The sequence below is a fragment of the Pseudomonas sp. P5_A12 genome (genome assembly GCF_056400685.1).
In genome coordinates, this window is record NZ_JBFUKU010000004.1 from 19,259 (window position 1) to 42,954 (window position 23,696).

General features: G+C 60.3%; 25 protein-coding genes and 1 pseudogene. 8 read left to right on the plus strand and 18 right to left on the minus strand.

Annotated elements, in window-relative coordinates:
* Window positions 1–8: 8 nt before the first annotated feature.
* A pseudogene (locus AC1DSG_RS01270) lies at window positions 9–200 on the plus strand (cyclic nucleotide-binding domain-containing protein); the annotation flags it as partial.
* On the opposite strand, the gene AC1DSG_RS01275 reads toward AC1DSG_RS01270, so the two are convergent.
* Window positions 197–487 (minus strand): hypothetical protein, encoded by a 291-nt coding sequence (locus tag AC1DSG_RS01275; RefSeq protein WP_007944005.1) that lies wholly within the window; start codon window positions 485–487, stop codon window positions 197–199. The pseudogene AC1DSG_RS01270 and the gene AC1DSG_RS01275 sit on opposite strands and share 4 nt — an antisense overlap.
* 95 nt (window positions 488–582) lie before the next feature.
* Here AC1DSG_RS01275 and AC1DSG_RS01280 point away from each other — a divergent pair, with 95 nt between their 5' ends.
* From AC1DSG_RS01280 to AC1DSG_RS01295, 4 genes are all read left to right on the plus strand, one after another.
* Window positions 583–1,269: a spermidine synthase gene (locus AC1DSG_RS01280; protein ID WP_477789223.1), complete on the plus strand. Its 687-nt coding sequence runs from the start codon at window positions 583–585 to the stop codon at window positions 1,267–1,269.
* A 49-nt stretch (window positions 1,270–1,318) separates the two neighbouring features.
* On the plus strand, window positions 1,319–1,690 hold the full coding sequence (locus AC1DSG_RS01285; RefSeq protein WP_218501711.1) for a YajD family HNH nuclease: 372 nt from the start codon (window positions 1,319–1,321) through the stop codon (window positions 1,688–1,690).
* Between the two features lie 193 nt (window positions 1,691–1,883).
* On the plus strand, window positions 1,884–2,354 hold the full coding sequence (locus AC1DSG_RS01290; RefSeq protein ID WP_008153126.1) for an RNA methyltransferase: 471 nt from the start codon (window positions 1,884–1,886) through the stop codon (window positions 2,352–2,354).
* A 91-nt stretch (window positions 2,355–2,445) separates the two neighbouring features.
* Complete coding sequence (locus AC1DSG_RS01295) at window positions 2,446–2,823, plus strand: YgaP family membrane protein (protein ID WP_477789224.1); 378 nt, start codon at window positions 2,446–2,448, stop codon at window positions 2,821–2,823.
* A 101-nt stretch (window positions 2,824–2,924) separates the two neighbouring features.
* On the opposite strand, the gene AC1DSG_RS01300 is transcribed toward AC1DSG_RS01295, so the two are convergent.
* Both AC1DSG_RS01300 and AC1DSG_RS01305 read right to left on the minus strand, forming a co-directional pair.
* Window positions 2,925–4,154 carry a hypothetical protein gene (locus AC1DSG_RS01300; protein ID WP_477789225.1) on the minus strand — a complete coding sequence of 410 codons (1,230 nt, stop codon included), beginning with the start codon at window positions 4,152–4,154 and terminating at the stop codon, window positions 2,925–2,927.
* Window positions 4,155–4,191: 37 nt separating this feature from the next.
* Window positions 4,192–4,641 carry a YcgN family cysteine cluster protein gene (locus tag AC1DSG_RS01305; RefSeq protein ID WP_007944020.1) on the minus strand — a complete coding sequence of 150 codons (450 nt, stop codon included), beginning with the start codon at window positions 4,639–4,641 and terminating at the stop codon, window positions 4,192–4,194.
* Between the two features lie 168 nt (window positions 4,642–4,809).
* On the opposite strand from AC1DSG_RS01305, the gene AC1DSG_RS01310 reads away from it, so the two are divergent.
* Window positions 4,810–5,403, plus strand: coding sequence for a nitroreductase family protein (locus AC1DSG_RS01310; protein ID WP_477789226.1), 594 nt, complete (start codon window positions 4,810–4,812; stop codon window positions 5,401–5,403).
* Between the two features lie 141 nt (window positions 5,404–5,544).
* On the opposite strand, the gene AC1DSG_RS01315 is transcribed toward AC1DSG_RS01310, so the two are convergent.
* The 6 genes from AC1DSG_RS01315 to AC1DSG_RS01340 all read right to left on the minus strand — a co-directional run bounded on the left by AC1DSG_RS01315 (window position 5,545) and on the right by AC1DSG_RS01340 (window position 12,078).
* A complete protein-coding gene (locus tag AC1DSG_RS01315; protein ID WP_477789227.1) occupies window positions 5,545–6,477 on the minus strand; it encodes a D-2-hydroxyacid dehydrogenase in 933 nt (310 codons plus the stop codon).
* Between the two features lie 121 nt (window positions 6,478–6,598).
* The gene (locus tag AC1DSG_RS01320) at window positions 6,599–6,892 is read right to left on the minus strand and encodes a YcgL domain-containing protein (protein ID WP_007898694.1); all 294 of its coding nucleotides are present in this window, start codon (window positions 6,890–6,892) and stop codon (window positions 6,599–6,601) included.
* Window positions 6,889–8,022, minus strand: coding sequence for a ribonuclease D (gene rnd / locus AC1DSG_RS01325; RefSeq protein WP_477789228.1), 1,134 nt, complete (start codon window positions 8,020–8,022; stop codon window positions 6,889–6,891). Before rnd ends, AC1DSG_RS01320 begins: the two co-directional genes overlap by 4 nt.
* Window positions 8,023–8,145: 123 nt before the next feature.
* Entirely contained in the window at window positions 8,146–8,808 is a 663-nt protein-coding gene (locus AC1DSG_RS01330; RefSeq protein ID WP_477789229.1) for a class I SAM-dependent methyltransferase, read from the minus strand.
* Between the two features lie 70 nt (window positions 8,809–8,878).
* Entirely contained in the window at window positions 8,879–10,528 is a 1,650-nt protein-coding gene (locus AC1DSG_RS01335; RefSeq protein WP_477789230.1) for a phosphoethanolamine transferase, read from the minus strand.
* Between the two features lie 167 nt (window positions 10,529–10,695).
* Entirely contained in the window at window positions 10,696–12,078 is a 1,383-nt protein-coding gene (locus tag AC1DSG_RS01340; RefSeq protein WP_477789231.1) for a glutamine synthetase family protein, read from the minus strand.
* Window positions 12,079–12,407: 329 nt separating this feature from the next.
* Here AC1DSG_RS01340 and AC1DSG_RS01345 point away from each other — a divergent pair, with 329 nt between their 5' ends.
* Window positions 12,408–12,533, plus strand: coding sequence for a hypothetical protein (locus tag AC1DSG_RS01345; protein ID WP_477789232.1), 126 nt, complete (start codon window positions 12,408–12,410; stop codon window positions 12,531–12,533).
* A 3-nt stretch (window positions 12,534–12,536) separates the two neighbouring features.
* On the opposite strand, the gene AC1DSG_RS01350 is transcribed toward AC1DSG_RS01345, so the two are convergent.
* A complete protein-coding gene (locus AC1DSG_RS01350) occupies window positions 12,537–12,902 on the minus strand; it encodes a 5-carboxymethyl-2-hydroxymuconate Delta-isomerase (protein WP_477789233.1) in 366 nt (121 codons plus the stop codon).
* Between the two features lie 57 nt (window positions 12,903–12,959).
* A complete protein-coding gene (locus AC1DSG_RS01355; protein ID WP_477789234.1) occupies window positions 12,960–13,886 on the minus strand; it encodes a LysR substrate-binding domain-containing protein in 927 nt (308 codons plus the stop codon).
* Window positions 13,887–14,111: 225 nt separating this feature from the next.
* Between AC1DSG_RS01355 and AC1DSG_RS01360 the strand changes: the two genes are divergently transcribed.
* Window positions 14,112–14,303, plus strand: a complete 192-nt coding sequence (locus AC1DSG_RS01360; RefSeq protein ID WP_477789235.1) for a YegP family protein — start codon at window positions 14,112–14,114, stop codon at window positions 14,301–14,303.
* Between the two features lie 56 nt (window positions 14,304–14,359).
* Here AC1DSG_RS01360 and AC1DSG_RS01365 read toward each other — a convergent pair whose 3' ends face one another.
* The 7 genes from AC1DSG_RS01365 to AC1DSG_RS01395 all read right to left on the minus strand — a co-directional run bounded on the left by AC1DSG_RS01365 (window position 14,360) and on the right by AC1DSG_RS01395 (window position 23,487).
* Entirely contained in the window at window positions 14,360–15,064 is a 705-nt protein-coding gene (locus AC1DSG_RS01365; protein WP_477789236.1) for an NAD(P)H-dependent oxidoreductase, read from the minus strand.
* 67 nt (window positions 15,065–15,131) lie between these two features.
* A complete protein-coding gene (locus AC1DSG_RS01370) occupies window positions 15,132–16,547 on the minus strand; it encodes an aldehyde dehydrogenase family protein (RefSeq protein ID WP_477789237.1) in 1,416 nt (471 codons plus the stop codon).
* Window positions 16,540–17,730 carry a pyridoxal phosphate-dependent aminotransferase gene (locus AC1DSG_RS01375; RefSeq protein ID WP_477789238.1) on the minus strand — a complete coding sequence of 397 codons (1,191 nt, stop codon included), beginning with the start codon at window positions 17,728–17,730 and terminating at the stop codon, window positions 16,540–16,542. Before AC1DSG_RS01375 ends, AC1DSG_RS01370 begins: the two co-directional genes overlap by 8 nt.
* 27 nt (window positions 17,731–17,757) lie before the next feature.
* On the minus strand, window positions 17,758–19,365 hold the full coding sequence (locus tag AC1DSG_RS01380; RefSeq protein WP_477789239.1) for a 5-guanidino-2-oxopentanoate decarboxylase: 1,608 nt from the start codon (window positions 19,363–19,365) through the stop codon (window positions 17,758–17,760).
* Window positions 19,366–19,375: 10 nt separating this feature from the next.
* Window positions 19,376–21,475 carry an acetate--CoA ligase family protein gene (locus AC1DSG_RS01385; protein ID WP_477789240.1) on the minus strand — a complete coding sequence of 700 codons (2,100 nt, stop codon included), beginning with the start codon at window positions 21,473–21,475 and terminating at the stop codon, window positions 19,376–19,378.
* An 18-nt stretch (window positions 21,476–21,493) separates the two neighbouring features.
* Window positions 21,494–22,654 (minus strand): acyl-CoA dehydrogenase family protein, encoded by a 1,161-nt coding sequence (locus tag AC1DSG_RS01390; RefSeq protein ID WP_452625307.1) that lies wholly within the window; start codon window positions 22,652–22,654, stop codon window positions 21,494–21,496.
* A gap of 41 nt (window positions 22,655–22,695) precedes the next feature.
* Complete coding sequence (locus AC1DSG_RS01395; RefSeq protein WP_477789241.1) at window positions 22,696–23,487, minus strand: enoyl-CoA hydratase/isomerase family protein; 792 nt, start codon at window positions 23,485–23,487, stop codon at window positions 22,696–22,698.
* Window positions 23,488–23,696 lie beyond the last annotated feature (209 nt).

Consider the following 23,696-nt stretch of genomic DNA (forward strand, 5'->3'; position numbering starts at 1 on the left):
TTTGTGGTGACTTTGAACGGCGTTCGGCCAGTTGCGTGGCTGCAAGCAACTGCCAGTTGCTGAACCTGGGCAAGGACTCGCTGAAAAAGATGATCTATGACGCGCCGAAAATCGCCGCCAAGATCATCCGCGCCCTCGCTGTATCTCTCTCCAAACGCTTGCGCATGGCTGACGGACAACTGCTTTCGCAGCAGGTTTAACCGCCCGGCGATTTTACTTTCGTCGGGTTTTGCTCGATCCCCGGCACTGGCTGGTCCTTGGTCGGCGGGCTCGGCATTTCAATGGGTACCAACGGCGGACCGCTACTGCCAGGGCCGGTTTTTGGCAAGGAGGGCGCGGTGATTTGCGGGTATGGCGTCGGCGTCGCGGTGCCTGGCGAACCGGGCATGGGGGCGGGGCTGACGGGGATCGTTTGCAGCGTTTGCGCCTGCACTGCAGTAATCGAGAGCGCGGCCAGAGCAATGGCCGTTAGAATAGTGCGCTTCATCAATGGCTCCGTTGGCCTTGTTGTCCCTTTCAGGCTACTCCCAACTGCGTCCGTTTGCCCTCCCCGTTTATGCAAATCTGCCTCAAGAGAGCCCCATGAAACGTTTCGTTCTGCTCGACACCACGCCCATTCCTGAAAACGGCGGTGCCCTGTGCCTGTTCGAATACGGTGAGGATTTCGTCATCAAGATCCAGGGTGGCGACGGCGGACAACTGATGAACACCCGCATGCACGGCTCCGAAGACGCACTGGCCGAGATCCCGTGCCGCAAAGTGGCCGGCCGCCCGAATTCGCGCGTGCTGATCGGTGGCCTGGGCATGGGCTTCACCCTCGCCTCGGCGCTCAAGCATTTGGGCAAGAGCGCTGAAGTGGTAGTCGCCGAGTTGGTGCCGGGCGTTGTGGAATGGAACCGTGGGCCGCTGGGCGAGAAAGCCGGCAACCCGCTGCTCGACCCGCGCACCGTGATTCGCATGGAAGACGTGGCCAAAGTGTTGCAGGCCGAGCCGCAAGGGTTCGACGCGATTATGCTCGACGTCGACAACGGCCCCGAAGGCCTGACTCAGAAAGCCAACAGCTGGCTCTACTCCGCCGGGGGCCTGAGCGCCTGCGCCAAGGCCCTGCGCCCCAAAGGCGTGCTGGCGGTGTGGTCCGCCAGCGCCGACAAGCAGTTTTCCGACAAACTGAAAAAGGCCGGCTTCAAGGCCGAGGAAGTGCAAGTCTTCGCCCATGGCAACAAGGGCACACGCCACACCATCTGGATTGCCGAGAAGCTCAAGGGCTGAGCTAAACTTCGCTTAATACCGTCATTAGTCTTTTTACAAAGGTGAACCCATGAGTTCGTCCACCCCGACCAATACTTCGAAGCTGGACCGCATCCTCGCCGACAACCAGCGCGACAAGGAAATGGGCTACCGCGACAAGGCCCTGAAGATGTACCCGCACGTGTGCGGCCGCTGCGCCCGTGAGTTTTCCGGCAAGCGCCTGAGCGAACTGACCGTGCACCACCGCGACCACAACCACGACAACAACCCGCAGGATGGCTCCAACTGGGAACTGTTGTGCCTGTACTGCCACGATAATGAACACTCGCGCTATACCGATCAGCAGTATTTCGGCGAAGGTTCGCTGAGCACGCCGAAAATCGCCAAGGCGACGCATAACCCGTTTGCGGCATTGGGTGGGCTGATGAAGAAAGAAGACTGAAGATCTTCAGTGCTTGCACCGGCCTCATCGCGAGCAGGCTCACTCCCACATTAATCTTGTGAACGACACAGATCCAATGTGGGAGCGAGCCTGCTCGCGATAGCTATTGCCCAGACACCACCAATCTCCAAACCGAACACCCCTCCCCCAATCCCCGTATAATCGCGCTTTTTTCCCCGAAGGCACCCCGCTCGTGGCAGACAAACGGTACAGCTGCATTGGTTTGTATAACCCCAAATCACCGGAAAACGTCGGTTCGGTCATGCGCGCCGCCGGCTGCTATGGCGTGGCGTCCGTGTTTTATACCGGCAAGCGTTATGAACGCGCCGCCGATTTCGTCACCGACACCAAGCGCGTCCACTACGACATCCCGCTGATCGGTATCGACGACCTGAAAAAAATCCTGCCGCTGGGCTGCGTGCCGGTTGCCGTGGAACTGGTCGAAGGCGCCCGCTCCCTACCCGAATACACTCACCCGGACCGTGCCCTCTACATCTTCGGCCCGGAAGACGGCTCGCTGGATAAAGAGATTCGCGACTGGTGCGAAGACGTGGTCTACATCCCGACCACCGGTTGCATGAACCTGGCGGCCACCGTCAACGTCGTGCTCTACGACCGCATGTCCAAAGGGCTCAACACCCGTTCCGGGGCGAAATTTCGCTGATCAACGTACATCCGATGGAACAAGCCGCCGGCCTCGGCAGTCAGCTTTACTATCCACTACTGAAGCAGCCATTCGTGCCAGGAGATAGATCATGAGCGAACTCAAACGCGTAGAGCGCATCGAATCCACCCCGTTCCAGTCCCCTTCGGAACAGAACGTTCACGGCTGGGAACGCGCCGGTTCCGTGGCCGGTGGCATCGTGATGATGGGCAAGGGCCTGCGTCGCGGCGGTATTTTCGGCCTGATTCAAGTGGCGATCGGCGGCGTGGCACTGGCTCGCGGGATCACCGGGCACAGTTCGGTCAAGAGCATGATCGAGAAAAGCCGCCAGGACATGGACAATGTTCGGGCGAAGATTGAACGGGCCGGGGAAGAGTTGAGCAAGTTGAAGGCGAATGCCGAGGCGGCGACAAAGACGGCTACAGTGACGGGGAATGATTCGTTGAATTCGCCTAAAACCGGGGTTTGATCCGGAAGATGTATTGGGGCTAAGTGCCCCTTCGCGAGCAGGCTCGCTCCCACAGTAGATCTACGTCGTACACAAGACCGAGCTTGCCCGCGATGGCTGTGTTACTGAAGCAACTCGGTATCAAGGACTTTGGAAGGCTCGCCGATGACGCTCTCGGCCAGTTGAACAAACTCCTTGGTATCCACACTTCCTAGATGCATCGCCCCGCGCAACACATCATCCAGCGATCGTTTGTTACGTGTTTTCAAGCGAATCTCGCGGTCCAGTTCCTGTAACAACACCACCGCTTTCGACACCTGCGCCGGGTCGATCTGTTCGCCACGCAGGGTCGTGACCTTCTGGCTGGCCTCGACCAGTTTGCGGTGCAAACTTTCATACCGCTCATCGCTCATGCCACCGGCGCGGCGCACCAGTTCGATGGCGTAATACTCGGTAAAACCTTCAGTGATCCAGTCGCTACGCTGTTTATCGTTGATCCGCCCGAACACCTGCACCAACTCACGCACCAGCGCACTGCTGCCGCTTTCGCTGACCAGCGGCAGACGCGTGTTGAGGTAGATCGATTCATGCGCGGCCAGGCTACCGCGCGACATCGGATCGTTAGCGCCGACAATCAGCAATTTGACTGGATGACGCGGGAACACGGCCTGGACTTGCGGCCACACAAAGGTCAACAGGGTCAGCACGTCCATGCGGCGCATGCCCTGCCCCTGCGGCGAAGCGACGGTGACTTCGGTTTCCCCCAGCCGCGTGCGGCGACTGCCGAGGTTGCCCGCGAGCATCCAGCCAGTGGGCCGGTCGAACAGTCGGGACACATTGTCGATGCGGAATTTGTTCTTGCCGATCCGTGGCCAGGCGGTTTCGACGCTTTTCCAACCGGTGGGCAACTCGAATTCAAGGCGTGAAACCAGCTCGATACCATCCTGTTGATCCAGTTTGGCGGGCGGCACCAGATCATCACCGCGCATCAGCGCCCAACGGGGTGTCATGCGCGAGTCGAAGCTGCCGTTCTTGCGCCCGTGACTGATGTGCACGCGGTAGGTCAGGCTGGCCTTGTCGGCAGCGGGATGCCAGAGCCCACGCGCCACTTTGCCCGGTGTGAGTTGCCATTGGCCGTCGGCCTTGAAGTCGCTGTAGCGGCTGCCGTCACCCAGGTCAAAATCCAGGCTGCGCACCGCCGAGCCCTGCGCCAGGGTCAGGCGCACCTCAGCCTGATCGCTTTGTGGCAACAGGCGCACGTGGTAATCCAGATCGACCTTCTTCACCGCCCACGCGGACGAACTCAGGGCCAGCAGCCCAACGACCAACGCCAGCCGCCATCCCACAGCCATACACACTCCTTCGTGAAAAGCTCAACCCCGTCAGCGATTAACCCGCGCGGAATATCAGGTGATCTTCCCAATCATCTTCAGGCACGCTGCCTTCGGCGAGCATGCGCCCGGATTGCGAAATACGCTCATGGTGCACCGCGTCGCGATCACCGCACACCAGATGGTGCCAGAGTGGCAGGTCCTTGCCTTCACTGACCAGGCGATAGCCGCAGGTCGGTGGCAACCATTTGAACTCGTCGGCCTTGCCCGGCGTGAGCTGGATGCAGTCCGGGACGAAGTCACGCCGGTTGGGGTAATCGGTGCACTGGCAGGTTTTCAGATCGAGCAGTTTGCAGGCGATTCGCGTGTAATAGACGCTGTTGTCGTCTTCATCTTCGAGCTTTTGCAGGCAGCACAGGCCACAGCCGTCGCACAGCGACTCCCATTCCTCTTGATCCAGTTGATCGAGGGTTTTGCGTATCCAGAACGGTTCGACTTTGGCGGCCATGGCTCAAGCATCAACATCAGGTGGTGAAAAGGCCGCCAGTCTAGTGCCAAGGCCCTTGTGGGCCAAGCATTGGCGACTGCCGGTATAAACAGGCTTGTCAGTTTTTGCGCCGCCCAGTAGGGTTTCGCGTCACTCCCCTCACTTTCAAACGTAGCAAGGAATCTCTTGATGAGTGCTAATCCACGCGTTGCCGACTACGCCATCCATCCTCAGTTCACCGATCGCTGGTCGCCCCGCGCGTTCACCGGCGAAACCATCACGGAAGAAACGCTGCTGAGCTTCTTCGAAGCCGCCCGCTGGGCACCGTCGGCCTACAACTCGCAGCCTTGGCGGTTTCTGTATGCGCGTCGCGATACGCCAAACTGGGAGCGTTACCTGGGCCTGCTGAACGAATTCAACCGCGGCTGGGCGCAACACGCCTCGGCGCTGGTGATCGTGATCTCGAAAACCACCTTCGCCGTGCCGGGTGCGACCGAAGAAACCCCGGCCCTGTGGCACACCTTTGACACCGGTTCGGCGTGGGGTCACCTGGCGTTGCAAGCGAGCATCAGCGGCTGGCACACCCATGGCATGGCCGGTTTCGATCAGGAACTGACCCGCAAGGAGCTGAACATTCCTGAGGGGTATGCGCTGCACGCGGCCATTGCGGTGGGCAAGCTGGGCGACAAGGCATCGCTGGCGGATTACCTGCAAGCGCGTGAAGAACCAAGCCCGCGTCGTCCGTTGAGCGAGTTGGCCGCCGAGGGCGACTTCACCCTCTAATCAACACCGCAAAACCAATGTAGGAGTGAGCCTGTTCGCGATGGCGGTGTCACAGTCAACATTGATGTTGAATGTGCCGGCCTCATCGCGAGCAGGCTCGCTCCTACAGGTTTTTGCATGATGTTCGAGCGAGCGGCGGGTTTAATACCCCCGTTCGAAATCCACTTCCCCGCGCAAAGCCTCACCGGCCTGATACGCCCGCAAATTTTCGACAAACAGGCTCACCATCATCGTTGGTGACGTCGGCGCCGAGCTGTGGCCGGTCAGCAGCAAGCCCCAGGCGGTCCAGAACGGGTGACGTTGCGGCAGTGGTTCCTGACGGCAGACATCAATCACCGCGCCCGCCAAGTGCCCTTCCTTCAAGGCTTCCACCAGATCCGCATCGACCACCGCGACACCGCGACCGACGTTGATGAACAACCCGGTCGGCTTGAACTGCTTGAACAGCGCCGCGTCGTACAAGTCGTGGGTATAGGGGGTGTTAGGCAGCAGATTGACCACGTAATCGACTTCCCCGACCAAACGCGGCAAATCAGCCAGCGAACCCACTTCAACAAACGGTGCCTGCTCGCGGGCTTCGCTGGCGATACCGTACAACTCGACGCCAAACGGCACCAGGAACTGCGCCACCGTCCGCCCGATGTCACCGGTGCCGACGACCAACACCTTGCGCCCCGCCAGGCTCTGGCCGTGGCGGCTGTCCCATTTGCGTTCGACTTGGCTGACCAGCCGCGCCAATACTTCGCGCTCGTGGCCGAGCATATAAGTCAGCACGTATTCGGCCATGACCTGACCGAAAATACCGACCGCGCGGGTCAAGCGATAGTGACGTGGCAAACCGTCGGCCAGCAGTGGCGTGATGCCCGCCCAGGTCGATTGCAACCATTGAGGCTCGTGGCCCTGACGCAACAGGGTGGCCAGCAGATCCGGTTGACCCAGCCACACCGGGCAATCAGCCGCCAGATGGGCCAGTTCAGCGGAGTCGCCACTGGTGAGCACTTCCAGCTCAGGCGCCGCCTGACGCAGCAAATGTGCATACACCGGGTGGTCGTGTTCGGCAATCAGAACGCGCATGTTTCAAACCTTTCAAAAACCGTGCAGACGACCGCGCACGGAGCATCGCTCTCTCGTCACGGCCATCGCCAAAAATCATTCCAGTGTTTCACACAGGCTCTGAACAGAGCCTGTCTGGGGGTCACATCGGATCGTTGCGGCGCAGCAATTCTTCCGGCAAGTGCTCGATGTATTCGTCTTCGGCCGGCGGCATTTGCAGGTGATAGCCCTGCTTTTCAAGGTTTTCCAGGACCACGGTGATGTCCTCGCGCGACAGCTTGCGCTCGGGGGTCAACACTAGATCGAACGCATGGTGCGGTTTGCCGAAGGCTGCCATCAATGATTCCGGGACACGCTCCAGTGCATCGCTTTTGAGCACATAGAGGTACATCTCGTTTTTCTTCAGGCTTCGGTAGATCGAGCAAATACGTTTCAAGGCTGTTCTCCGGCGGTGGCCAGGCTGTCGAGCAGCGCCTGGCCCATCAATTCGCGGCGCCAGCCACGCAACGAATCAGGCAATTGGTAAGGACCATTGGGGAAGCCGCTCTTGAGCAGCGCTTCCAGGGTTTTCTTGCGCAGCATCAGTTCCGGCGCGATGTTCAAGCGCTCGGCTTCGGCTTGGCCGATGGCGCGCAACTGTTTGACCAACACAGCGGCATCCACCGGCAATGGCTCCGGTACAGCGGGCGGCCATTGATCGGGCGACACACTGCCAGAGCGTTTGATCAGATCAAGCAGAAACTCACCATCCTGACGCACGGTACGCGGGTGCATGTCTTCGATTTTCGCCAGCGCGCCGAGGTTGTCCGGCTGAGTCCGCGCCAGCGGCCACAGGGAGTGCTCACGGACGATGCGGTTGCGCGGCAGATCACGGGCACGGGCTTCACGTTCACGCCAGGCGCACAGCTCGCGCAACACGGCGAGTTGAGCGCGGGACAGCTTCCAGGCCAGTTTGGCTTCGCGGTAGACCTCGTACGGGTCGACCTCGCGGCGCAGGTTGGCCACCAGCTCGGCACCGTCGTCCAGGACCCAGGCGTACTTGTCGTCAGAAAGCTTCGGGCGAAGCTGTACGAAAACTTCCGCCAGATGCAAAGCATCTTCAGCGGCGTAGCTGATTTGCGTGTCGGAAAGCGGACGTTGCAGCCAGTCGGAACGGGTTTCACCTTTGGGCAAGTCGATGCCGAGCACCTCTTGCACCAATCGCGAGTAGCCCATGGAGAAACCCAGGTTCAGGTAAGCCGCCGCCAGTTGCGTGTCGAACAGCGGCGCAGGCAGGCTGCCGGTCAGGCGCAACAGGACCTCAAGGTCTTCGCTGCACGCATGCACAACTTTGACCACAGCCGGGTTTTCCAGCAACGCGGCCAGGGGTTGCCAGTTGTCGATGGTCAGCGGGTCTATCAGGTAAGCGCGTACGCCATCACCGATCTGCAGCAGGCCGGCGATCGGGTAAAAGGTGTCGACCCGCATGAATTCGGTGTCGAGGGCAACGAATGGCAGCTGCTGCCACTCGGCGCAAAACTGACCGAGGCTATCGTTGTCGCGAATCCAGTGAATATCGATGGCCACACGGCTCTCCCTTGAAGAATGGCGCGCAGTATATATCGCCGCTGGCGATTTCCGCGCATCCACTGAACAAGAGCTTTAGCGAAAAGACCTACCCGACAGCAAGAAATGTCTGACAAGCGGAGACTAACTGGTCTTACTCAGCACATAGACACGCATCCACGAGCAGCCCGGCAGGAAATCCTGATGGCTCAGCACGCTGAACCCGGCTTGCCTGAACTCAGCTTCAACCTCGGCCTTGCTGACCGGCGGCGGTGCGTGAGTGTCCTCCGTCTCTGCTTGGCGCAGCTTGAAAAACCCGTCGACCCGTACTGCCACAATCACGGTATCGCGACTGACCCGGTGGAACTCCTGAAGCATGGCCAATCGATGTTCGGAGCAGGTGATGTGCTGAAACAGTTGCATGCAAAAGATGCAATCCACGGCATTGGCAGACAAGCCAAGAGTAAAGGCTGAGCTCTGGAAGGTCTTGATCCGCTTGAGCAGGCTCTGCGAATGGTGAGTCAGCGCATGGTTGAGCATGTCCTGGGACGGGTCCGACGCGAGGATCACGCGGTTGGCGTGCTCGGCCAGCACCGGCCAGAAGCGCCCGGCCCCGCACGCCACGTCAAGGATCAACCCCGGTTCACCGGCAACCTGGAGAGCATTGCGCACCAGGTTTTCCTTGCGCCAGAACGTTAGACGCCCCGTCAGGCTGCGCGGTTGCGGCTGACGACAGACGCGGGCGTGTTCCTGATCGTAGCGCCGGGCGAACTCAAGCTCGATGGCGGATGTGGGCTGCGCAGACATGTGCATTGACTCTCGGTGGTGACTCTACCGGCCGCTGGCTAGCGGCCTTCGCGCAAAAGGGTTGAAGCCTTCAATCTTTGGCCAACACGCCGTCGATAACCGCACCGCGACAACCGGCGAACATGTCCAGGTCCTGGTTGTAGACCTTGCTGCTGACTTCCAGCAGCCCCAGCATCGAATGAAACAGATTGTCCTGGCTCAACGGCTTGTCGCGAGTCAGTTGCAAACAGTGGGTGTCGACCGAGAACGACTTCTGATAGCTGTCGGAGAACCACGCCAGCATCGCCACGTGCTTCTGTTGTTCTGGCGCCAGCATGTAAGGCGTGCCATGCAGGAACAGGTTGTACTCACCCAGCGACTCGCCGTGGTCGGACAGATACAGCATCGCGGTGTCCACTTTTTCCTGGTTCTTGCGTAACAGATCGATCAGGGTCGACAGCACATGGTCGGTATACACCAGCGTATTGTCGTAACCATTAACGATACTTTCGCGACTGCAGTTGTTCAGCGCGTTACTTTCACAAACCGGCGTGAACCGTTCGAATTCTTTCGGGTAGCGCTTGAAGTATTCAGGGCCATGGCTACCCATTTGATGCAAGACCAGCACAGTGTCTTTATCGAGCGTGTCGATAAAGTGTTGCAAGCCTTGCAGCAGTATTTCATCGCGGCATTCGCTGTTGGCGCACAGTATCGGGTCCTTCAAGTTGCTCACGTCGTCAAGGGTGACGCGGTCGCACGTGCCTTTGCAGCCCGACTGGTTGTCACGCCAGATCACGTCCAGACCGGCACGTTTAAGCACGTCCAGCAGGCCTTCTTCATTCTTTGCCTTGCTGGCGCTGTAGTCCTTGCGGCCCATGTTAGAGAACATGCAGGGCACGGATACGGCGGTTTCCGTGCCGCATGAATGCACATCGGTGAACGCGATCAGGCCGGCTTCTTTACTCAGCTTCGGGGTAGTGTCACGGTCGTACCCGAGGATTCCGAAGTTCTCGGCCCGGGCGCTCTCGCCCACCACCAATACCGTCAGGGATTTACGTCCATGAGCCTGCCAGACCGGATTCTTCTGCGCATCTTCGCCTATTTTGACAAAGGGCTGACGGGCGGAAACCACTTGTTCACGCAAAAAGCCGAACGAGGCGCCGATGTAGTTGCTCGGCACGACCATCATGCGCAACTCGTGATGATTACGAAACAAGGAGGACAAGCCCTGATAGTTAATCAGTGCAACACCACCAATGACAGCGACCGAGGCAACACTCACCAACACCTTGCTTAATAACTCTCGATGCCACCGACGATAACTGATTGGTGTTTTCCACAATAACCACGACGGTAAAACACCCAAAAACAGAATATAGGCCAACAACTTTATCGACAGTAAGTCCCGAACTTCCGTCGCATTGGTTTGCGCAAAGTTACGTAACATGCCGGTGTCAATCAGCGCACCGTATTGACTCATGAAGTAGGCCACACTGGCGCTGATCATGAAAATCAGTATCAGGACCGGCTTCAACACACGTTTGAAGGCCACAAAGGTCAGAAAAATGTTGAATGCCGCCAGAATCATCGCCCCGAATGCCACGCGCATGACGACGCCTTGACCGTCGGACGCGGTGATTTCAAACAGGTGCTGCCACAGCACAAAATTGAAGGCTGTTAACAAAAAGGCACTGGCACTCAGTGTCACCCATTCCGGGCGCACGGCTTTAATCTTCAACATGGTGATCGGTTGTTCCTGAAAAGAAGTGCCTACGGCAAATGTGAAAATTTCATTGACCGAGACAACACTAATGTTAGGCACCCAACCATCAATTTTTTGTGAAAAAGAAGCCAACGATTAGTTGGCTAATTGAATCATCGACAACATCCAGAATGATTGAGAATGATTCAGGCCTGATTCAGGTACCAGCGCCAATCCTGTTCACCCACCTCACCCATGAACTGTCGGTATTCGGCGCGTTTCACCGCCAGGTAAACGCCAAGGAAAGGTCGCCCGAAGGCTTCACGCGCCCAAGTCGAACCTTCGAGCGCGCGCAACGTGGTCAGCCAATCGGTCGGGAGCAACTCCGTGGCTTGGGCGTACCCATTGCCTTCCACCGGCGCACCCGGGTCGAGTTGTTCGCGGATTCCGCGATGGACACCGGCCAGGATTGCCGCGGCGGCCAGGTACGGGTTGGCGTCGGCACCGCAAATACGGTGTTCGATGTGGCGGGAGAACGCCGGCCCGCCTGGCACGCGCAAACTCACCGTACGGTTGTCCACGCCCCAGGTCGCTGCCAGGGGCGCATAGCTGTTGGTCTGGAATCGACGGTAGGAGTTGGCATTCGGGCAGAACAACAGCAACGAATCGAGCAAGGTGCTGAGCATCCCGCCGACGGCTTGTCTGAGCAGCGGCGTACCGTCCGGCGCTTCGCTGGCGAACAGGTTGTTGCCCTCTTTGTCCGCCAGGCTGACGTGCATGTGCATCCCGGTGCCCGCCAGGTCGTCGAAGGGTTTGGCCATGAAACAGGCCGTCATCCCGTGCTTGTGGGCCACGCCCTTGACCAGCCGTTTGTAGCGCACCGCTTCGTCCATCGCCTGTAAGGCATCGGTGCGGTGTTCGAGGGTGATTTCCACCTGCCCCGGCGCATATTCGGAAATCGCCGTGCGCGCCGGAATCCCCTGCAACTTGCAGGCGCTGTAGAGATCCGCCAGAAACGGTTCGATTTGCTCCAGCTCACGCAAGCCATAGACTTGCGTCGTGCGCGGCCGCCCGCCATCGACATCTCGCGCCGGTTGCGGCCGCCCGTTGCTGTCGCGCTGCTGATCCAGCAGGTAAAACTCCAGCTCCGCCGCCATCACCGGGTAATAACCGTCCGCCTGCAAGCCTTCGATCACTTTCGCCAACAAGTGCCGGGGATCGGCGATCGTCGCCGGCATGCCTTCTTTGGGATGCATGCTGACTTGCACCGCCGCCGTCGGAATCAACCGCCACGGCATGCGCGTCAGACTGCCGCTGACCGGATAGGCGCGGCAGTCAATATCGCCAACGTCCCAGACCAGTCCGGAGTTTTCCACATCATCGCCATTAATGGTCAGGCCAAGAATGGTGCTCGGCAACGGCCGGCCACTGTCGTACACCGCCAGCAGTTCATCGCGATGCAATAACTTGCCCCGGGGCACACCGTTGTTGTCGAGGATGAACAGCTCGAACATTTCAATGTCCGGGTTCTGTTCGAGAAAGGTCAGGGCTTCTTGCGGGGAGGCGAACGATGTCGTGGCACAACTCATGGGAATTCTCTTTTTTCCGCGTCAGGCAAACGCGCAGGCGTCGCCGATGTGATCCAGCGCATGGCGCCGGACCTGTCAGAACAATCAACGGGAAATACAGAAATCCGGTGGGCGTGCGTGACGGCAATGCCACAGCGCCCAGAAGGCCAATTCGGAGGGAAGTGCAGCGGGACAATCGCCCATAGATAAAACCGCAGAGAACGGATGCGCAGCAGCGTCACACGGGCGATCAAGTCTTTAAATCAGGATTTGAAGAACTTTGGTTGCGGATGGACTAAACAATCGTTCATCCTTCCCCCCTGTAGTACCCGAGTTGCTCGCGATGGCGGTTGCATGCCGCGTTTTTCACCTTGGTCATGCAGTGGAGTCAAAGCGCCGATCCGGTCAGCGCCAACACTAACGCCAGGCTGCATGAGCAGGTGCTCGACGTTTGCGCCGAACAGGCAATGACCTGAGATTCAGGCGCTGATGGCGGCCTTGGCGTAGGACTCGCGATCGATATCGAGGATTTCCACGCACAGCTGCACTTCGACGCCGGTTGGCCATTCACACAGGTCCCGGACCACCGCCAGCAGGCTCTCCGACAGCTGCTGTTTAATTTGCGGTGAGCGACCGCTCAACACTGCCAGCTTTACATGCACAAACGCCCGTTCACTCAACGCGGTACCGACCTTGAAGGTCTCGACCTTCAGTGCTCGAGCCTTGATGTCGGACTCAGCAGCAAACTGACCGGAAGCCACCAAGGCATTATTGAGTCGGATCAATGCTACGTCGGCGTTCAGCTCCGACAGATTGGCGGTGTATTCCATGTGCAGGTGTGGCATGTGGCGGCTCCAGATAGAGGGCAGAAAGATCCTACGTATAACACAGCACCGTCTGACTCATTGGGGCTGCGGCAATGGCGAGCGCTCACTCATGAACACTTCCAGACGCGAACGCAACCAGCGTTCGGCGGGGTCGGTGTCGACATGGCTGAGCCAGACCATCGACAGGTCGAGGGTCGGGGTCTTGAACGGGAACGGTTCCTTGAACAGCAAACCGGATGCCGCCATGGCTTCGGCCGCGTAATCGGGCAGACTGGCGATCAAATCGGTGCCGGCGAGCAAGGCCGGCAACGAGCTGTATTGCGGCACGGAAAGGACAACCTGGCGCGTACGCCCTATCTCCGCCAGCCAATCATCGGCGTAACCACTGACGTTCGCGGTGTGGGAAACCAACACATGAGGGCGTGAGCAATATTCATCGAGCGTCAGCGGTGTGTCGGACGCATCGGCGCGCAGGATGCTCGGCATGATGTGCCGCAACAACTTGCGCTTGGCGTTGGCCGGAAGGCCACGGGTCTGGCTGATGCCCACGGTGATGTCGCCGGCCGCCAGCAAATCGGGAATGCGCCAGTAATCGACATGCTGAACCACAAACACCACCTTCGGTGCTTCCTCGCGCAAGGCGCGCAGGAGCGGCGGAAGCAGGCCGAACTCGACGTCATCCGACAACCCGATACGAAAGGTCATGGTGCTGCTGGCCGGGTCGAAATCGTGGGTCAGGCTTAATGCCACCGACAACGAATCCAGCGCCGGCGACAGGTATTGAATCAACTCCTCCGCACGGGCTGTCGGCTCCATGCGGTGGCCGACGCGGATGAACAGCGGATCGTTGAACATCGTCCGCAGGCGGTTGAGCGCGGAGCTGATAGTCGGTTGACCGAGAAACAACTTCTCCGCCACCCGCGTCACGTTGCGCTCAAGCATCAACGTTTCGAACACCACCATCAGGTTGATGTCCGCCTTGCGCAGTTCATTACGATTCATTCCTTGCCCCCGGTCCCCGACACTTGGGGCAGTGTAGAAAGGCCGGAGTGAGGCGTCTATGTCCAGCGGATATCAAGTGGCGATCCATCGTCCTGCAGGCGTCGGCAGAAATATTTTCAAATGCCTGGAAACAAATGCCTGATAGCCAAAAAACCCAGCTCCGCTAGGCTTGCCCCGGTGCGTCACACAGGTTGTCGCAATTACCCATCGCATGGAGCGAGCAGTATGTATTTCGAGATTTACAGGCAATCCAAAGGCACCCCGAGCACCGGCAAAGGACAATGGCGCTGGCGCCTGAGGGCGGGGAATCACGAGACCATCGCCAGCGGCGAGTCGTATGTGAACAAGGCCGATTGCCTGCACGCCATCGGGTTGATCAAAGGTGTTGAAAGTGAAACGCCGGTGAAGGAAATCTAAGGCTGATAGCCGTGATTGTTCCCACGCTCCGCGTGGGAACAAACTGTCAAAACGCTTCAGACCGGCAACGGATACAACGCCTCATCAAACTGCGCCAAACGCGGAAACTGCATCGGCAGGTCATCACTGATGTGTTCCAGCCGTTGCTGATAGCTCTTCAGAAATTCCTGGCGCGCCTCGTCGCTGATATACGGCACGTGCCAGGCCACGAATGGTTGCAGCACGTCGAAGCCGACATACGCCAGCGTGCCACGCAGGATCGGCCGTAGCATGTCTTCCAGAGGACCGTGAATCGCGCCATCACCGAACATGTGCTCGCGCCCGCCCAGGGTGACGGTCACCAGCGCCTTCTTGCCACTCAATCCGCCCTGGTCGTAAAAGCGTTTGCCGCCGTAGCAGATCCCGGACACCAGCACCCGATCAATCCAGCCCTTGAGCATGGCCGGGGACGAGAACCAGAAAATCGGGAAATTGAGGATCAGCAGGTCAGCCCACAGCAATTTGTCGAGTTCCTGCTGGATGTCCGGCGCCAATGATTGGCTCTTTACCCCAAGACGTTGCTCCAGTGCATACACCAGATACTCCGGGTTCTCCCTCGAAGAAAAATCATCGGCGCTGGCCACCGGGTTCCAGTTCATCGCGTACAAGTCACTGACCTGAACCTCATGCCCTTGGGCTTCAAAGGTGGCGACAGCTTGATCCCGCAGGGCCGCGGTAAAGGATTTTGGCTCCGGGTGAGCGTGGACGATCAGTACTTTCATGACAATTCCTTAGACGTTGACCAGCGTTGAATTTGAAGACGGTAACGCACGCGTGTTAATTGAGCGATCACACCTGAATCGCCTTCACTTCAACGAACTCGTTGAGCCCTTCCTCGCCCCACTCCCGGCCATTGCCCGATTGTTTGTAGCCACCGAACGGCGCCTGATAATTGAACGCCGCGCCATTGAGAAAACACTGCCCGGCACGCAACTGCCGTCCCAGATGCAAAGCGCGCTCGGGGCTGCCGGCCCAGACACCGCTGGACAAGCCGAACGGAGAATCGTTGGCGATCTGAATCGCCTGCGCTTCATCGGTGTAGGGAATCAGGCACAGCACCGGGCCGAAGATTTCTTCCTGGGCGATGCGCATACGATTGTCGACGTCGGCGAACAGCGTCGGGCTGACGTAGAAACCACGCTCGAATTCACCAGCCGTATCGCCGCCGCAAACCAGTCGTGCGCCTTCCTGCTGGCCGACCTGGATGTAATCACGCACGGTGCGCCGTTGCGCCGCCGAACACATCGGCCCGAGAAAGCTCTGCGGATCCTGCGGATCGCCCATGCGCAGGTTTCGGGTTTCGGCGATGGCCAATTCCACCGCTTCAGCGTAACGACTGGCCGGCAGCAGCATGCGGGTCAACGCAGTGCAGGTCTGCCCGGAGTTGATCATCACGTCCTGCACGCCGTAACGCACCGCGGCGGCGAGATCTGCGTCTTCGGCAATCAGCAGCGGCGACTTGCCACCCAGTTCCAGGCACACACGCTTAACCGAAGGCGCGGCAGCTTGTGCCACGCGAACGCCTGCACCGGTAGAACCGGTGAACGACACCATATCCACGTCCGGATGTTTGGCCAGCGCTTCACCCACCTTCGAACCCGGCCCGCTGACCAGGTTGAACACCCCGGCCGGCAAGCCGATGGCGTCGATCATCTGCGCCAGCAAAAAGGCGTGCAGCGGGGTTTCCTGGCTCGGCTTGACCACTACCGTGCAACCGGCGGCCAGCGCAGGTGCGAGCTTGCCGATCAGTTGATGCAACGGGTAGTTCCACGGATTGATGAAGGCGCACACGCCCACCGCTTCACGAATCACCAGCGAGTTGCCGACCTCGCGCACCTCGTCCATCAGACCGGCGAGTTCGACGTACTGCTCCAGTCCGATGATCGGGCCGTCGACCTGCACCGAGCGGCACCATTGCACCGGCATGCCCAACTCAGCGGTGATGACGGAGGCCATCTCGTCAGCCCGCGCGCGCAATTGCTCGGCGAGGGCACGGATGTAGCTGGAACGCACACTAGAGGGCGTGCGCGACCATGCACTGAACGCCTTGCGTGCGGCGGCCACCGCGTTGTCGACATCGCGCTCATCACCCAGCGGCACCGAGCCTGCGATTTCTTCAGTGGCGGGGTTGATCACCTCGGCGATCCCCTGCCCCGACGGGGTTTGCCAGCGGCCATCGATATACAGCGTTGCGTGGTTATGCATAGACGTGAGCTTCCATCAGTTCAGTGGCGCAACGGGTGATGCGCTGGCAAGCGTCACGCAACGGTTCCGTGTCCAACACCAGCCCCAGGCGAATGTGCCCGGCGGCGCTCGGGCCGAAGGCTTCACCCGCCAGCACCGACACACCATGGCGGTCGAGCAACCGGTCGGCGAACGCCTGGGCGCTGAGCCCGGTGTCGCGGATATCGACCATCACGAACATGCCGCCATCGGGTTTCAAGACACGCACGCCAGGGCAATCGGCCAGGCATTCGCAGACCAGATCGCGGCGCAGGCGGTAGGCTTCGCGCATGGCCTCCAGCTCTGGCAAATGGCTTTCGAGGGCGACGACTGCGGCGTCCTGCACGAAATCCGGCAAGCCGTAGAGCATGCACAGCGCGAGGTTTTCCAGGTGCGCCGCGAGGGCTGGTGGTGCTATCGCCCAGCCGATTCGCCAGCCGGTCATGGCGTGGGATTTCGACAGGCTGTTGAGTGTCGCGGTGCGCTCGGCCATGCCCGGCAAACTGGCCGGACTGACGTGCTCACCTTCGAACAGCAACTCGCTGTAGACCTCATCGGAAATCAGCCACAGGTCGTGGCTGATGCACAGGTCGGCCAATGCTTGCCAGGTGGCGCGGGACAGACTCGCGCCCGACGGGTTGTGCGGGCTGTTCAGCGCCAATGCGCGGGTGCGCGGGGTGATGCGGGCTGCGACGTCTTCAGGCAGCACGCGGAAACCGTTTTCCGGGCGCACCGGCACCGGAATCACCACCGCGCCACAGGCACCAAACACCGCTTCATAGGTCACGTACATTGGTTCGGCGACGATCACTTCATCGCCAGGATTGAGCACGCATTGGGCGACGCTGAACAACGCGCATTGCGCGCCGGCCAGCACAATGACCTGATCCGCCGAGACCTGCTGGCCGCTGCGGCGTCCGTAGTGTTTGGCGATGCTTTCACGCAGGGCGCGTTTGCCACGCACGTCGGCGTAGTGGGTGTTGCCGGACAACAGGCTGTCGATGGCCGCCTGCACGATCGGCATCGGGGTGTCGAAATCCGGGTCGCCGACCGACAGCAGCAGAATATCTTCACCCTGCTCTTGCAGCGCGAGTGCGCGGTAATGAATGTCCCACGCGGCAGCCCCGTCACCGGCGATACGTTGAGTCAGATCGGAAAAGCGCATGGCGATACCTCTGCCAGAAAATGAAAATCAGTGCGCGCACGCGTGCTTGAGTTCGATCAGGGTCACGCCGTTACGCTTGAAGCCGTGACGCAAATCGGTTTGCAGCTCGGCCAGACTTTGCGGCTGGGTCACGGTACAACCGAATGCGCGGCCAAGGGCGGCGAAGTCCGGGTTGCGTGGCAGTACGCCAATCGGTTCGATGTCGAGCCCGAGCATGTCGTCGCGGATCTGCCCCAGCGCGTCGTTGTTCCACAGCAACACCACCAGCGGGCTGTCGAGTTCTTCGACGGCAGTCGCAAGCTCTTGCGCGGTGTAGAGGAAACCGCCGTCGCCAACCAACACCAGACCTGGCCGCTGCGGCGCTCCGAACTTGGCGCCGATGCCCGCCGGCAAGCCGTAGCCCAAGGTGCCGTAGCCGGTCGGGTGCAACCAGCTGCGCGGTGCCAGGCTATTGAAGGCGTAGTTGCCGGTGTACGCCAGTTGGGTCATGTCGGTGCTGATGAACGCATCGTCCGGTAATTCGGCGGCGATACGGTCGAGAATGGCTTGGTGGATCGACTGCAACGGGCCATGGCTGGCCTTCACAGTTTCACGCAAGGCCGCGACGGCAGCCATCGCCGCGCTGGCATCGCGCGCGGTGGACGGCAGACGCTCCAACAACGCGGCGAGGGTTTGCTGCGCATCGCCGTGCAACGCCACCGCGCACGGGTAGAAGTCATTGAACTTGCGTGGGTCAATGTCCACCCGCAGCAGTTCGGCATTCAGCGGCAAGCGTTCGCGCCAGAAATCGGTGTCGGCCATTTCGGTGCCGACCACCAGCACCACATCGGCCTCGGCAATCAGGTTCCAGCCGGGTTCGACGCACAGGGTCGAGCCAGCGTTCAGTGGTGCATCCGGCGGCAACAAACCTTTGCCGGCGACGCTGGTGAACAGTGGCGCAGCCAATCGGGTGCTGATGTCTTGCAGTGCTTGCTGCGCATTCAACGCACCGCCACCGGCAATGATCATCGGCCGCTTGGCGTTTTGCAGTTTGGCCACGGCCTCCTCCAGTGCCGTGGTTGACGCGGCGCCGCGACCGGGACGACGCACGACATCGTTGCTCCAGTCACGGGTGATTTTTGCGGACAGCACGTCCAGCGGCACAGAGATGTGTACCGGGCGCGGGCGCTCGCTGTCGAACACCGCATAGGCGCGGGCGATCAACTCGGGCAGGTCCTCGGCGCTTAATGCGACCGCCGAGAACGCGGTGATCGGCGCGGTGATCGCGCGTTGGTCCTGGGTTTCGTGCAGGCAGCCCCAGCCCTTGCCGAGGCTGGCGGTGTGGTTGACGCTGGAAATCACCAGCATCGGAATCGAGTCGGCATACGCCTGGCCGATACCGGTCGCGGCATTGGTCACACCGGGGCCGGTGATGATGAAGCACACGCCCGGTTTACCACTGACCCGCGCATAGCCGTCGGCCATGAAACTGGCGCCTTGCTCATGACGGGTCAGCACATGGCGAATGCCACTGCCGGGCAGACCGCGATACAACTCCAGCGTGTGCACGCCGGGAATGCCGAACACGGTGTCGACGCCGTAGTTGGCCAGCAGACGCACCAGGGCCTGGCCGCCGGTCAATGTTGTGGTTTGCATATTCAATTCCTCATTCGTGGCCGAGGCGAATCAACGCGTCGACCGCAGTCGTGCCGGCGGCACCGACCAACAATGGGTTCACATCGAGTTCCAGCAACTGCCCGGCGTTCTCGCAGGCGTAGTCGGCCACTGCACGGATCGCCGCAACCAGCGAATCCAGATCCGCCGCTTCACGGCCGCGAAACCCTTGCAGCAACGCGGCACTGCGCAGGCTCAATACGGCCTTGCGGATGGCGCCGTCGGTGGTCGGCAGCAGCAGGCTGCGACTGTCCTTGAGCAACTCCACCAGAATCCCGCCAGCACCGATAACCAGGGCCAGGCCGAAGTCATTTTCGCGTTTGATGCCGACGATCAATTCAGCCAGCGGCGGTTTAGCCATCGGCTCCAGCAGCACTTGATCGAACGGCACTTGCGGCGCGTACTCGGCAATACTTGCGCGCATTTTTTCCAGCGCAGTGCTCAGGGCCGTGGCGTCCTTGAGATTCAGCGCCACGGCACCGGCTTCGGTTTTGTGTGGCAGTTGCGCGCTGACTGCTTTCAGAACCAGCGGATAGCCCAGCGTATTCGCGTCACTCAGCGCTTTATCCGGCGTACTCAAAACGCCGTTGGGCGTTGGCAGGCCAAAGGCACGCAATGCAGTTTTGGAATCCCACTCGTTGAGCAAGTGACCATCGCCTTCTAGCGCCTGCGGACACAGCGGCACCAGCGCCGATTCACCGAGCGCCAGCAGCGCCTGACGATTGCGCTGATAACCGGCGATCCGGCCCCACGCCGCCAAGCCATCCTCCACCCCTTGCAACGCCGCCACGCCTTGCGCATGCAGACGTTCACGAGCATGGGCCGGCAGCAATTCCGGAAACGCCGAAGTGACGAAACCGGTCTTGCCGTGGCGGACCAATGCGGCGCAAAACAGCTCCAGCAGCAGGTCGCATTCCTTGCGTTCGCCGGTGGATTCCGACGGGTAATCGAGCACCAGCATCGCCGCATCGGCTTGTGTGCGCAGGGCACTGTCGAGCATACGGTTCAAGGCTTCGCCATCGCCCCAGATCGCCGTGGTGAAGTCCAGCGGATTGACCAGATTGGCGTAGGTGGGCAGCACCTGTGCCAGTTCTGCGACTTGGCCTTCATCGAGCTTGGGTAGCATCAAGTCGTTGCGCTCGGCGTAGTCGGCAATCAACCCGGCGTCACCGCCCGAACAAGCGAGCGCGATCAAGTTTTTGCCCGCCGGCAACTGCCCGCACGCCGCCGCTTTCAGGGTTTCGACAAAACTCACCGGACCACTGACGCGGATCACACCGAGGCGCGCAAATAAACTGTCGTACAGGGCATCGGAACCGGACAGCGAACTGGTGTGACTGAGCGCCAGTTCGGCACCGATCTGCGACACGCCGGTTTTCAGGGCGATGATCGGGATGCCCTTCTCCAGCGCCTTGTGTGCGGCGCGGGCGAAACCCGGTACGTTTTTCAGGCCTTCGAGATGCAAGCCGATGGCGGTGACGCGCGGCTCATCGAGCAACACGTCCATCAATTCGGCGATGCCCAATTGCGCCTGATTGCCGACCGACGCCATGTAGGTCACCGGCAGCGAGCGGTCGCTCATCGACAGGTTGTAAGCGAAGTTGCCGCTCTGGGTCAGCACGGCGACACCCTTCTCCACCGGTTTGCCGCCATGGGCCACCGGCCACAGTGCGGAGCTGTGCAGGTAGTCGAGCAAGCCGTAGCAGTTGGGGCCAAGCAAAGCCATGTTGCCGGCTGCTTTGAGTAATTGTTGCTGCAAGGCGAGGCCTTCTGCGCCTGTTTCGGCAAACCCGGAGGCGTAGCAGATTGCTCCGCCCGCACCCTTCGCTGCGAGTTCGGCGACGCAGGTCAGGGTTAGTTCGCGGTTGGTCGCGATGAACACCGCGTCCGGGCCGCACGGTAGCTCGGCGATGCTGCGCACACACGGCACACCTTCAAGCGTGTCGTGCTGCGGGTTGACCAGCCACATCTCGCCCAGGTAGCCACCTTCGGCGCAGCGCTTGAGAGCGCGAGCCATGCTGCGGCCTCCGACAAACGCCAGATGGCGCGGCGCGAGCAGGCGTTTGAGGTTGTCACGAATCGTCTGCGACATAGAAATTCTCCGGGCCAATCAGCGCAACAACGGCCGCAGCAATTCGCGGGAAATGATGTGACGCTGGATCTCCGAGGTGCCTTCCCAGACACGTTCGATCCGCGCGTTACGCCAGATGCGCTCCACCGGGCATTCATCCATCAGGCCCATGCCGCCAAAGATTTGCACCGCTTCATCGGCCACTTTGCCGAGCACTTCACTGGCGAACAGTTTGGCCATGCCGGCCTCGCCATCGGTCATGGTGCCCTGGTCCATTTTCCAGGCGGTGTGCAGGGTCAGCAATTCAGCGGCGCGGATCTGCGTGACCATGTCGGCGAGCTTGAACGAGATGCCTTGATAGGTGCCGATCGGCTGACCGAACTGCTTGCGATCCGCCGCCCATTGCAGCGACACATCCAGCGCGCGTTGCGCCTGGCCAACGCAGTTGGCGGCGACCATGACGCGCCCGGCGGTCAGCCAGGCGTTGGCCACGTCCCAACCCTTGCCGACTTCGCCCAGCACTTTGGAGGCCGGTACGCGGCAATCGTCGAAGAACATTTCGTAGGTGTGGTAACCGCGATTGCTCACGCACTTCGGACCACGGCGGATGGTCATGCCCGGCGTGTTGCGGTCGACCAAGAACGAGGTCACGGCGTTGCGCTTGCGGCCATTGTGTTCGTAGGTGTCGGTGACTGCGAAGACGATGGCGAAATCGGCGTGACCGGCATGGCTGATGAAGTGTTTGCTGCCATTCAGAATGAAGTCATCGCCCTCGCGTACGGCGCGGGTCTTGATCGCGTTGGCGTCGGACCCTGCGCCCGGTTCGGTCAGCGCGAAGCAGTCGATTTTCTCGCCCTGGATGCACGGCAACAGGTAGTCGTTGATCTGATCTCCAGTGCAAGCCATGAGGATTTTCGACGGCCGTGCGACGAACACATGCAGCGCCCATGAGACCTTGGACAGCTCACGCTCGATCAGCGCCTGCGACAGGTAGTCGAGACCGCCACCGCCGACTTCTTCCGGCATGTTGAAGGCATAGAAACCGGCGGCGATGGCCTTGCCGCGAATCTGTGCCGCCAGCTCCGGGGAGACTTCGTCGGCACGGTCGACCGCTTCCTCATGGGGCAGCAGCTCCTTGGCGACAAAACTGCGTACCGCGTCCACCAACATTTCTTGTTCTTGGGTCAGTTGGAAATTCATGGGGCTACCTGTTGTTCGTGTTCTGAATGTGGTGTCGGGGCTTATCGACCGATAAAACTGGCCGGGCGTTTTTCGATGGAGGCGCGCAGGGCTTCGTTGCCGTCTTCGCTGCGACCGCACAACAGGCCGGCGGCCAGCTCGGCTTGCAGTTGCTCCGGCAAGCTGCGCTGGGCGCCTTCGCGCATGAGTTTTTTGGTCTGGGCAAACGCGAACGTCGGGCCGTTGGCCAAGCGTGTGGCCAGTTCAGCGGTGACGTCGAGCAGTTGCTCATCGGCGCAGACTTCGCCGACCAGGCCGGCGGCCAGGGCACGATCGGCGCTCCACAATTCGTCGAGGAACAGCAGACGCTTGGCTTGCTCGGTGCCGATCAGCCGTGGCAGATGCCAACTGGCACCGGCGTCTGGCGAGTAGGCCATGCTGGTGTAGCCGGCCTTGAAGCGCGCCGATTGCGCAGCGATGCGCAGGTCGCAACACAGCGTCAGGTCCATCCCGGCGCCGACGGCGGTGCCGTTGATCGCGGCGACGGTGGGCTTGTCCAGGCTGTACAAACGGCTCATCAAGGCGTGAGCGGTTTCGGTCCAGCCGTAGGTTTCGAGGGCGCCACGGGCTTCGGCTTCGGCCCACTCGGCGAGGTCGGCACCGGCGCAGAAGCTGCGACCGCTGCCGGTCAGCACAACAACTCGCACGGCCGGGTCGGCGTTGAATTCATCGAGCATGGCGTGGAGGTTTTTCAGGGTCGGGATGTCCAGCGCATTACGCTGGGCGGTGCGATTGAGGGTGATCCAGGCAACGCCGGCTTCGACCTGGCTGAGCAGAGAAGATTGAGTAGTCATGCGAATCCTCGAATTATTTTGATTGGTATGAGGTGATGCGACTTGAGGCCATACTAAACGAGTGTTCAGCAAGGCGGCAATTGGCGATGGAGTGAGCTGTAACAGCTTTATAAATAATCTATGTATTTGTATTTAAAGGATTTATTAAGAAAGTCAGGGCTAGCAAGGATCGCGCTGTTACAACTTCGAACAACTGCCTACAGCCCACC

Bases quoted from the DNA above. Each gene is read 5' to 3' on its own strand.
- AC1DSG_RS01275 (WP_007944005.1), bottom strand. From the start codon at position 487: ATGAAGCGCACTATTCTAACGGCCATTGCTCTGGCCGCGCTCTCGATT.
- AC1DSG_RS01280 (WP_477789223.1), top strand. From the start codon at position 583: ATGAAACGTTTCGTTCTGCTCGACACCACGCCCATTCCTGAAAACGGC.
- AC1DSG_RS01285 (WP_218501711.1), top strand. From the start codon at position 1,319: ATGAGTTCGTCCACCCCGACCAATACTTCGAAGCTGGACCGCATCCTC.
- AC1DSG_RS01295 (WP_477789224.1), top strand. From the start codon at position 2,446: ATGAGCGAACTCAAACGCGTAGAGCGCATCGAATCCACCCCGTTCCAG.
- AC1DSG_RS01300 (WP_477789225.1), bottom strand. From the start codon at position 4,154: ATGGCTGTGGGATGGCGGCTGGCGTTGGTCGTTGGGCTGCTGGCCCTG.
- AC1DSG_RS01305 (WP_007944020.1), bottom strand. From the start codon at position 4,641: ATGGCCGCCAAAGTCGAACCGTTCTGGATACGCAAAACCCTCGATCAA.
- AC1DSG_RS01310 (WP_477789226.1), top strand. From the start codon at position 4,810: ATGAGTGCTAATCCACGCGTTGCCGACTACGCCATCCATCCTCAGTTC.
- AC1DSG_RS01315 (WP_477789227.1), bottom strand. From the start codon at position 6,477: ATGCGCGTTCTGATTGCCGAACACGACCACCCGGTGTATGCACATTTG.
- AC1DSG_RS01330 (WP_477789229.1), bottom strand. From the start codon at position 8,808: ATGTCTGCGCAGCCCACATCCGCCATCGAGCTTGAGTTCGCCCGGCGC.
- AC1DSG_RS01335 (WP_477789230.1), bottom strand. From the start codon at position 10,528: ATGTTGAAGATTAAAGCCGTGCGCCCGGAATGGGTGACACTGAGTGCC.
- AC1DSG_RS01340 (WP_477789231.1), bottom strand. From the start codon at position 12,078: ATGAGTTGTGCCACGACATCGTTCGCCTCCCCGCAAGAAGCCCTGACC.
- AC1DSG_RS01350 (WP_477789233.1), bottom strand. From the start codon at position 12,902: ATGCCACACCTGCACATGGAATACACCGCCAATCTGTCGGAGCTGAAC.
- AC1DSG_RS01355 (WP_477789234.1), bottom strand. From the start codon at position 13,886: ATGAATCGTAATGAACTGCGCAAGGCGGACATCAACCTGATGGTGGTG.
- AC1DSG_RS01360 (WP_477789235.1), top strand. From the start codon at position 14,112: ATGTATTTCGAGATTTACAGGCAATCCAAAGGCACCCCGAGCACCGGC.
- AC1DSG_RS01365 (WP_477789236.1), bottom strand. From the start codon at position 15,064: ATGAAAGTACTGATCGTCCACGCTCACCCGGAGCCAAAATCCTTTACC.
- AC1DSG_RS01370 (WP_477789237.1), bottom strand. From the start codon at position 16,547: ATGCATAACCACGCAACGCTGTATATCGATGGCCGCTGGCAAACCCCG.
- AC1DSG_RS01375 (WP_477789238.1), bottom strand. From the start codon at position 17,730: ATGCGCTTTTCCGATCTGACTCAACGTATCGCCGGTGACGGGGCTGCC.
- AC1DSG_RS01380 (WP_477789239.1), bottom strand. From the start codon at position 19,365: ATGCAAACCACAACATTGACCGGCGGCCAGGCCCTGGTGCGTCTGCTG.
- AC1DSG_RS01385 (WP_477789240.1), bottom strand. From the start codon at position 21,475: ATGTCGCAGACGATTCGTGACAACCTCAAACGCCTGCTCGCGCCGCGC.
- AC1DSG_RS01390 (WP_452625307.1), bottom strand. From the start codon at position 22,654: ATGAATTTCCAACTGACCCAAGAACAAGAAATGTTGGTGGACGCGGTA.
- AC1DSG_RS01395 (WP_477789241.1), bottom strand. From the start codon at position 23,487: ATGACTACTCAATCTTCTCTGCTCAGCCAGGTCGAAGCCGGCGTTGCC.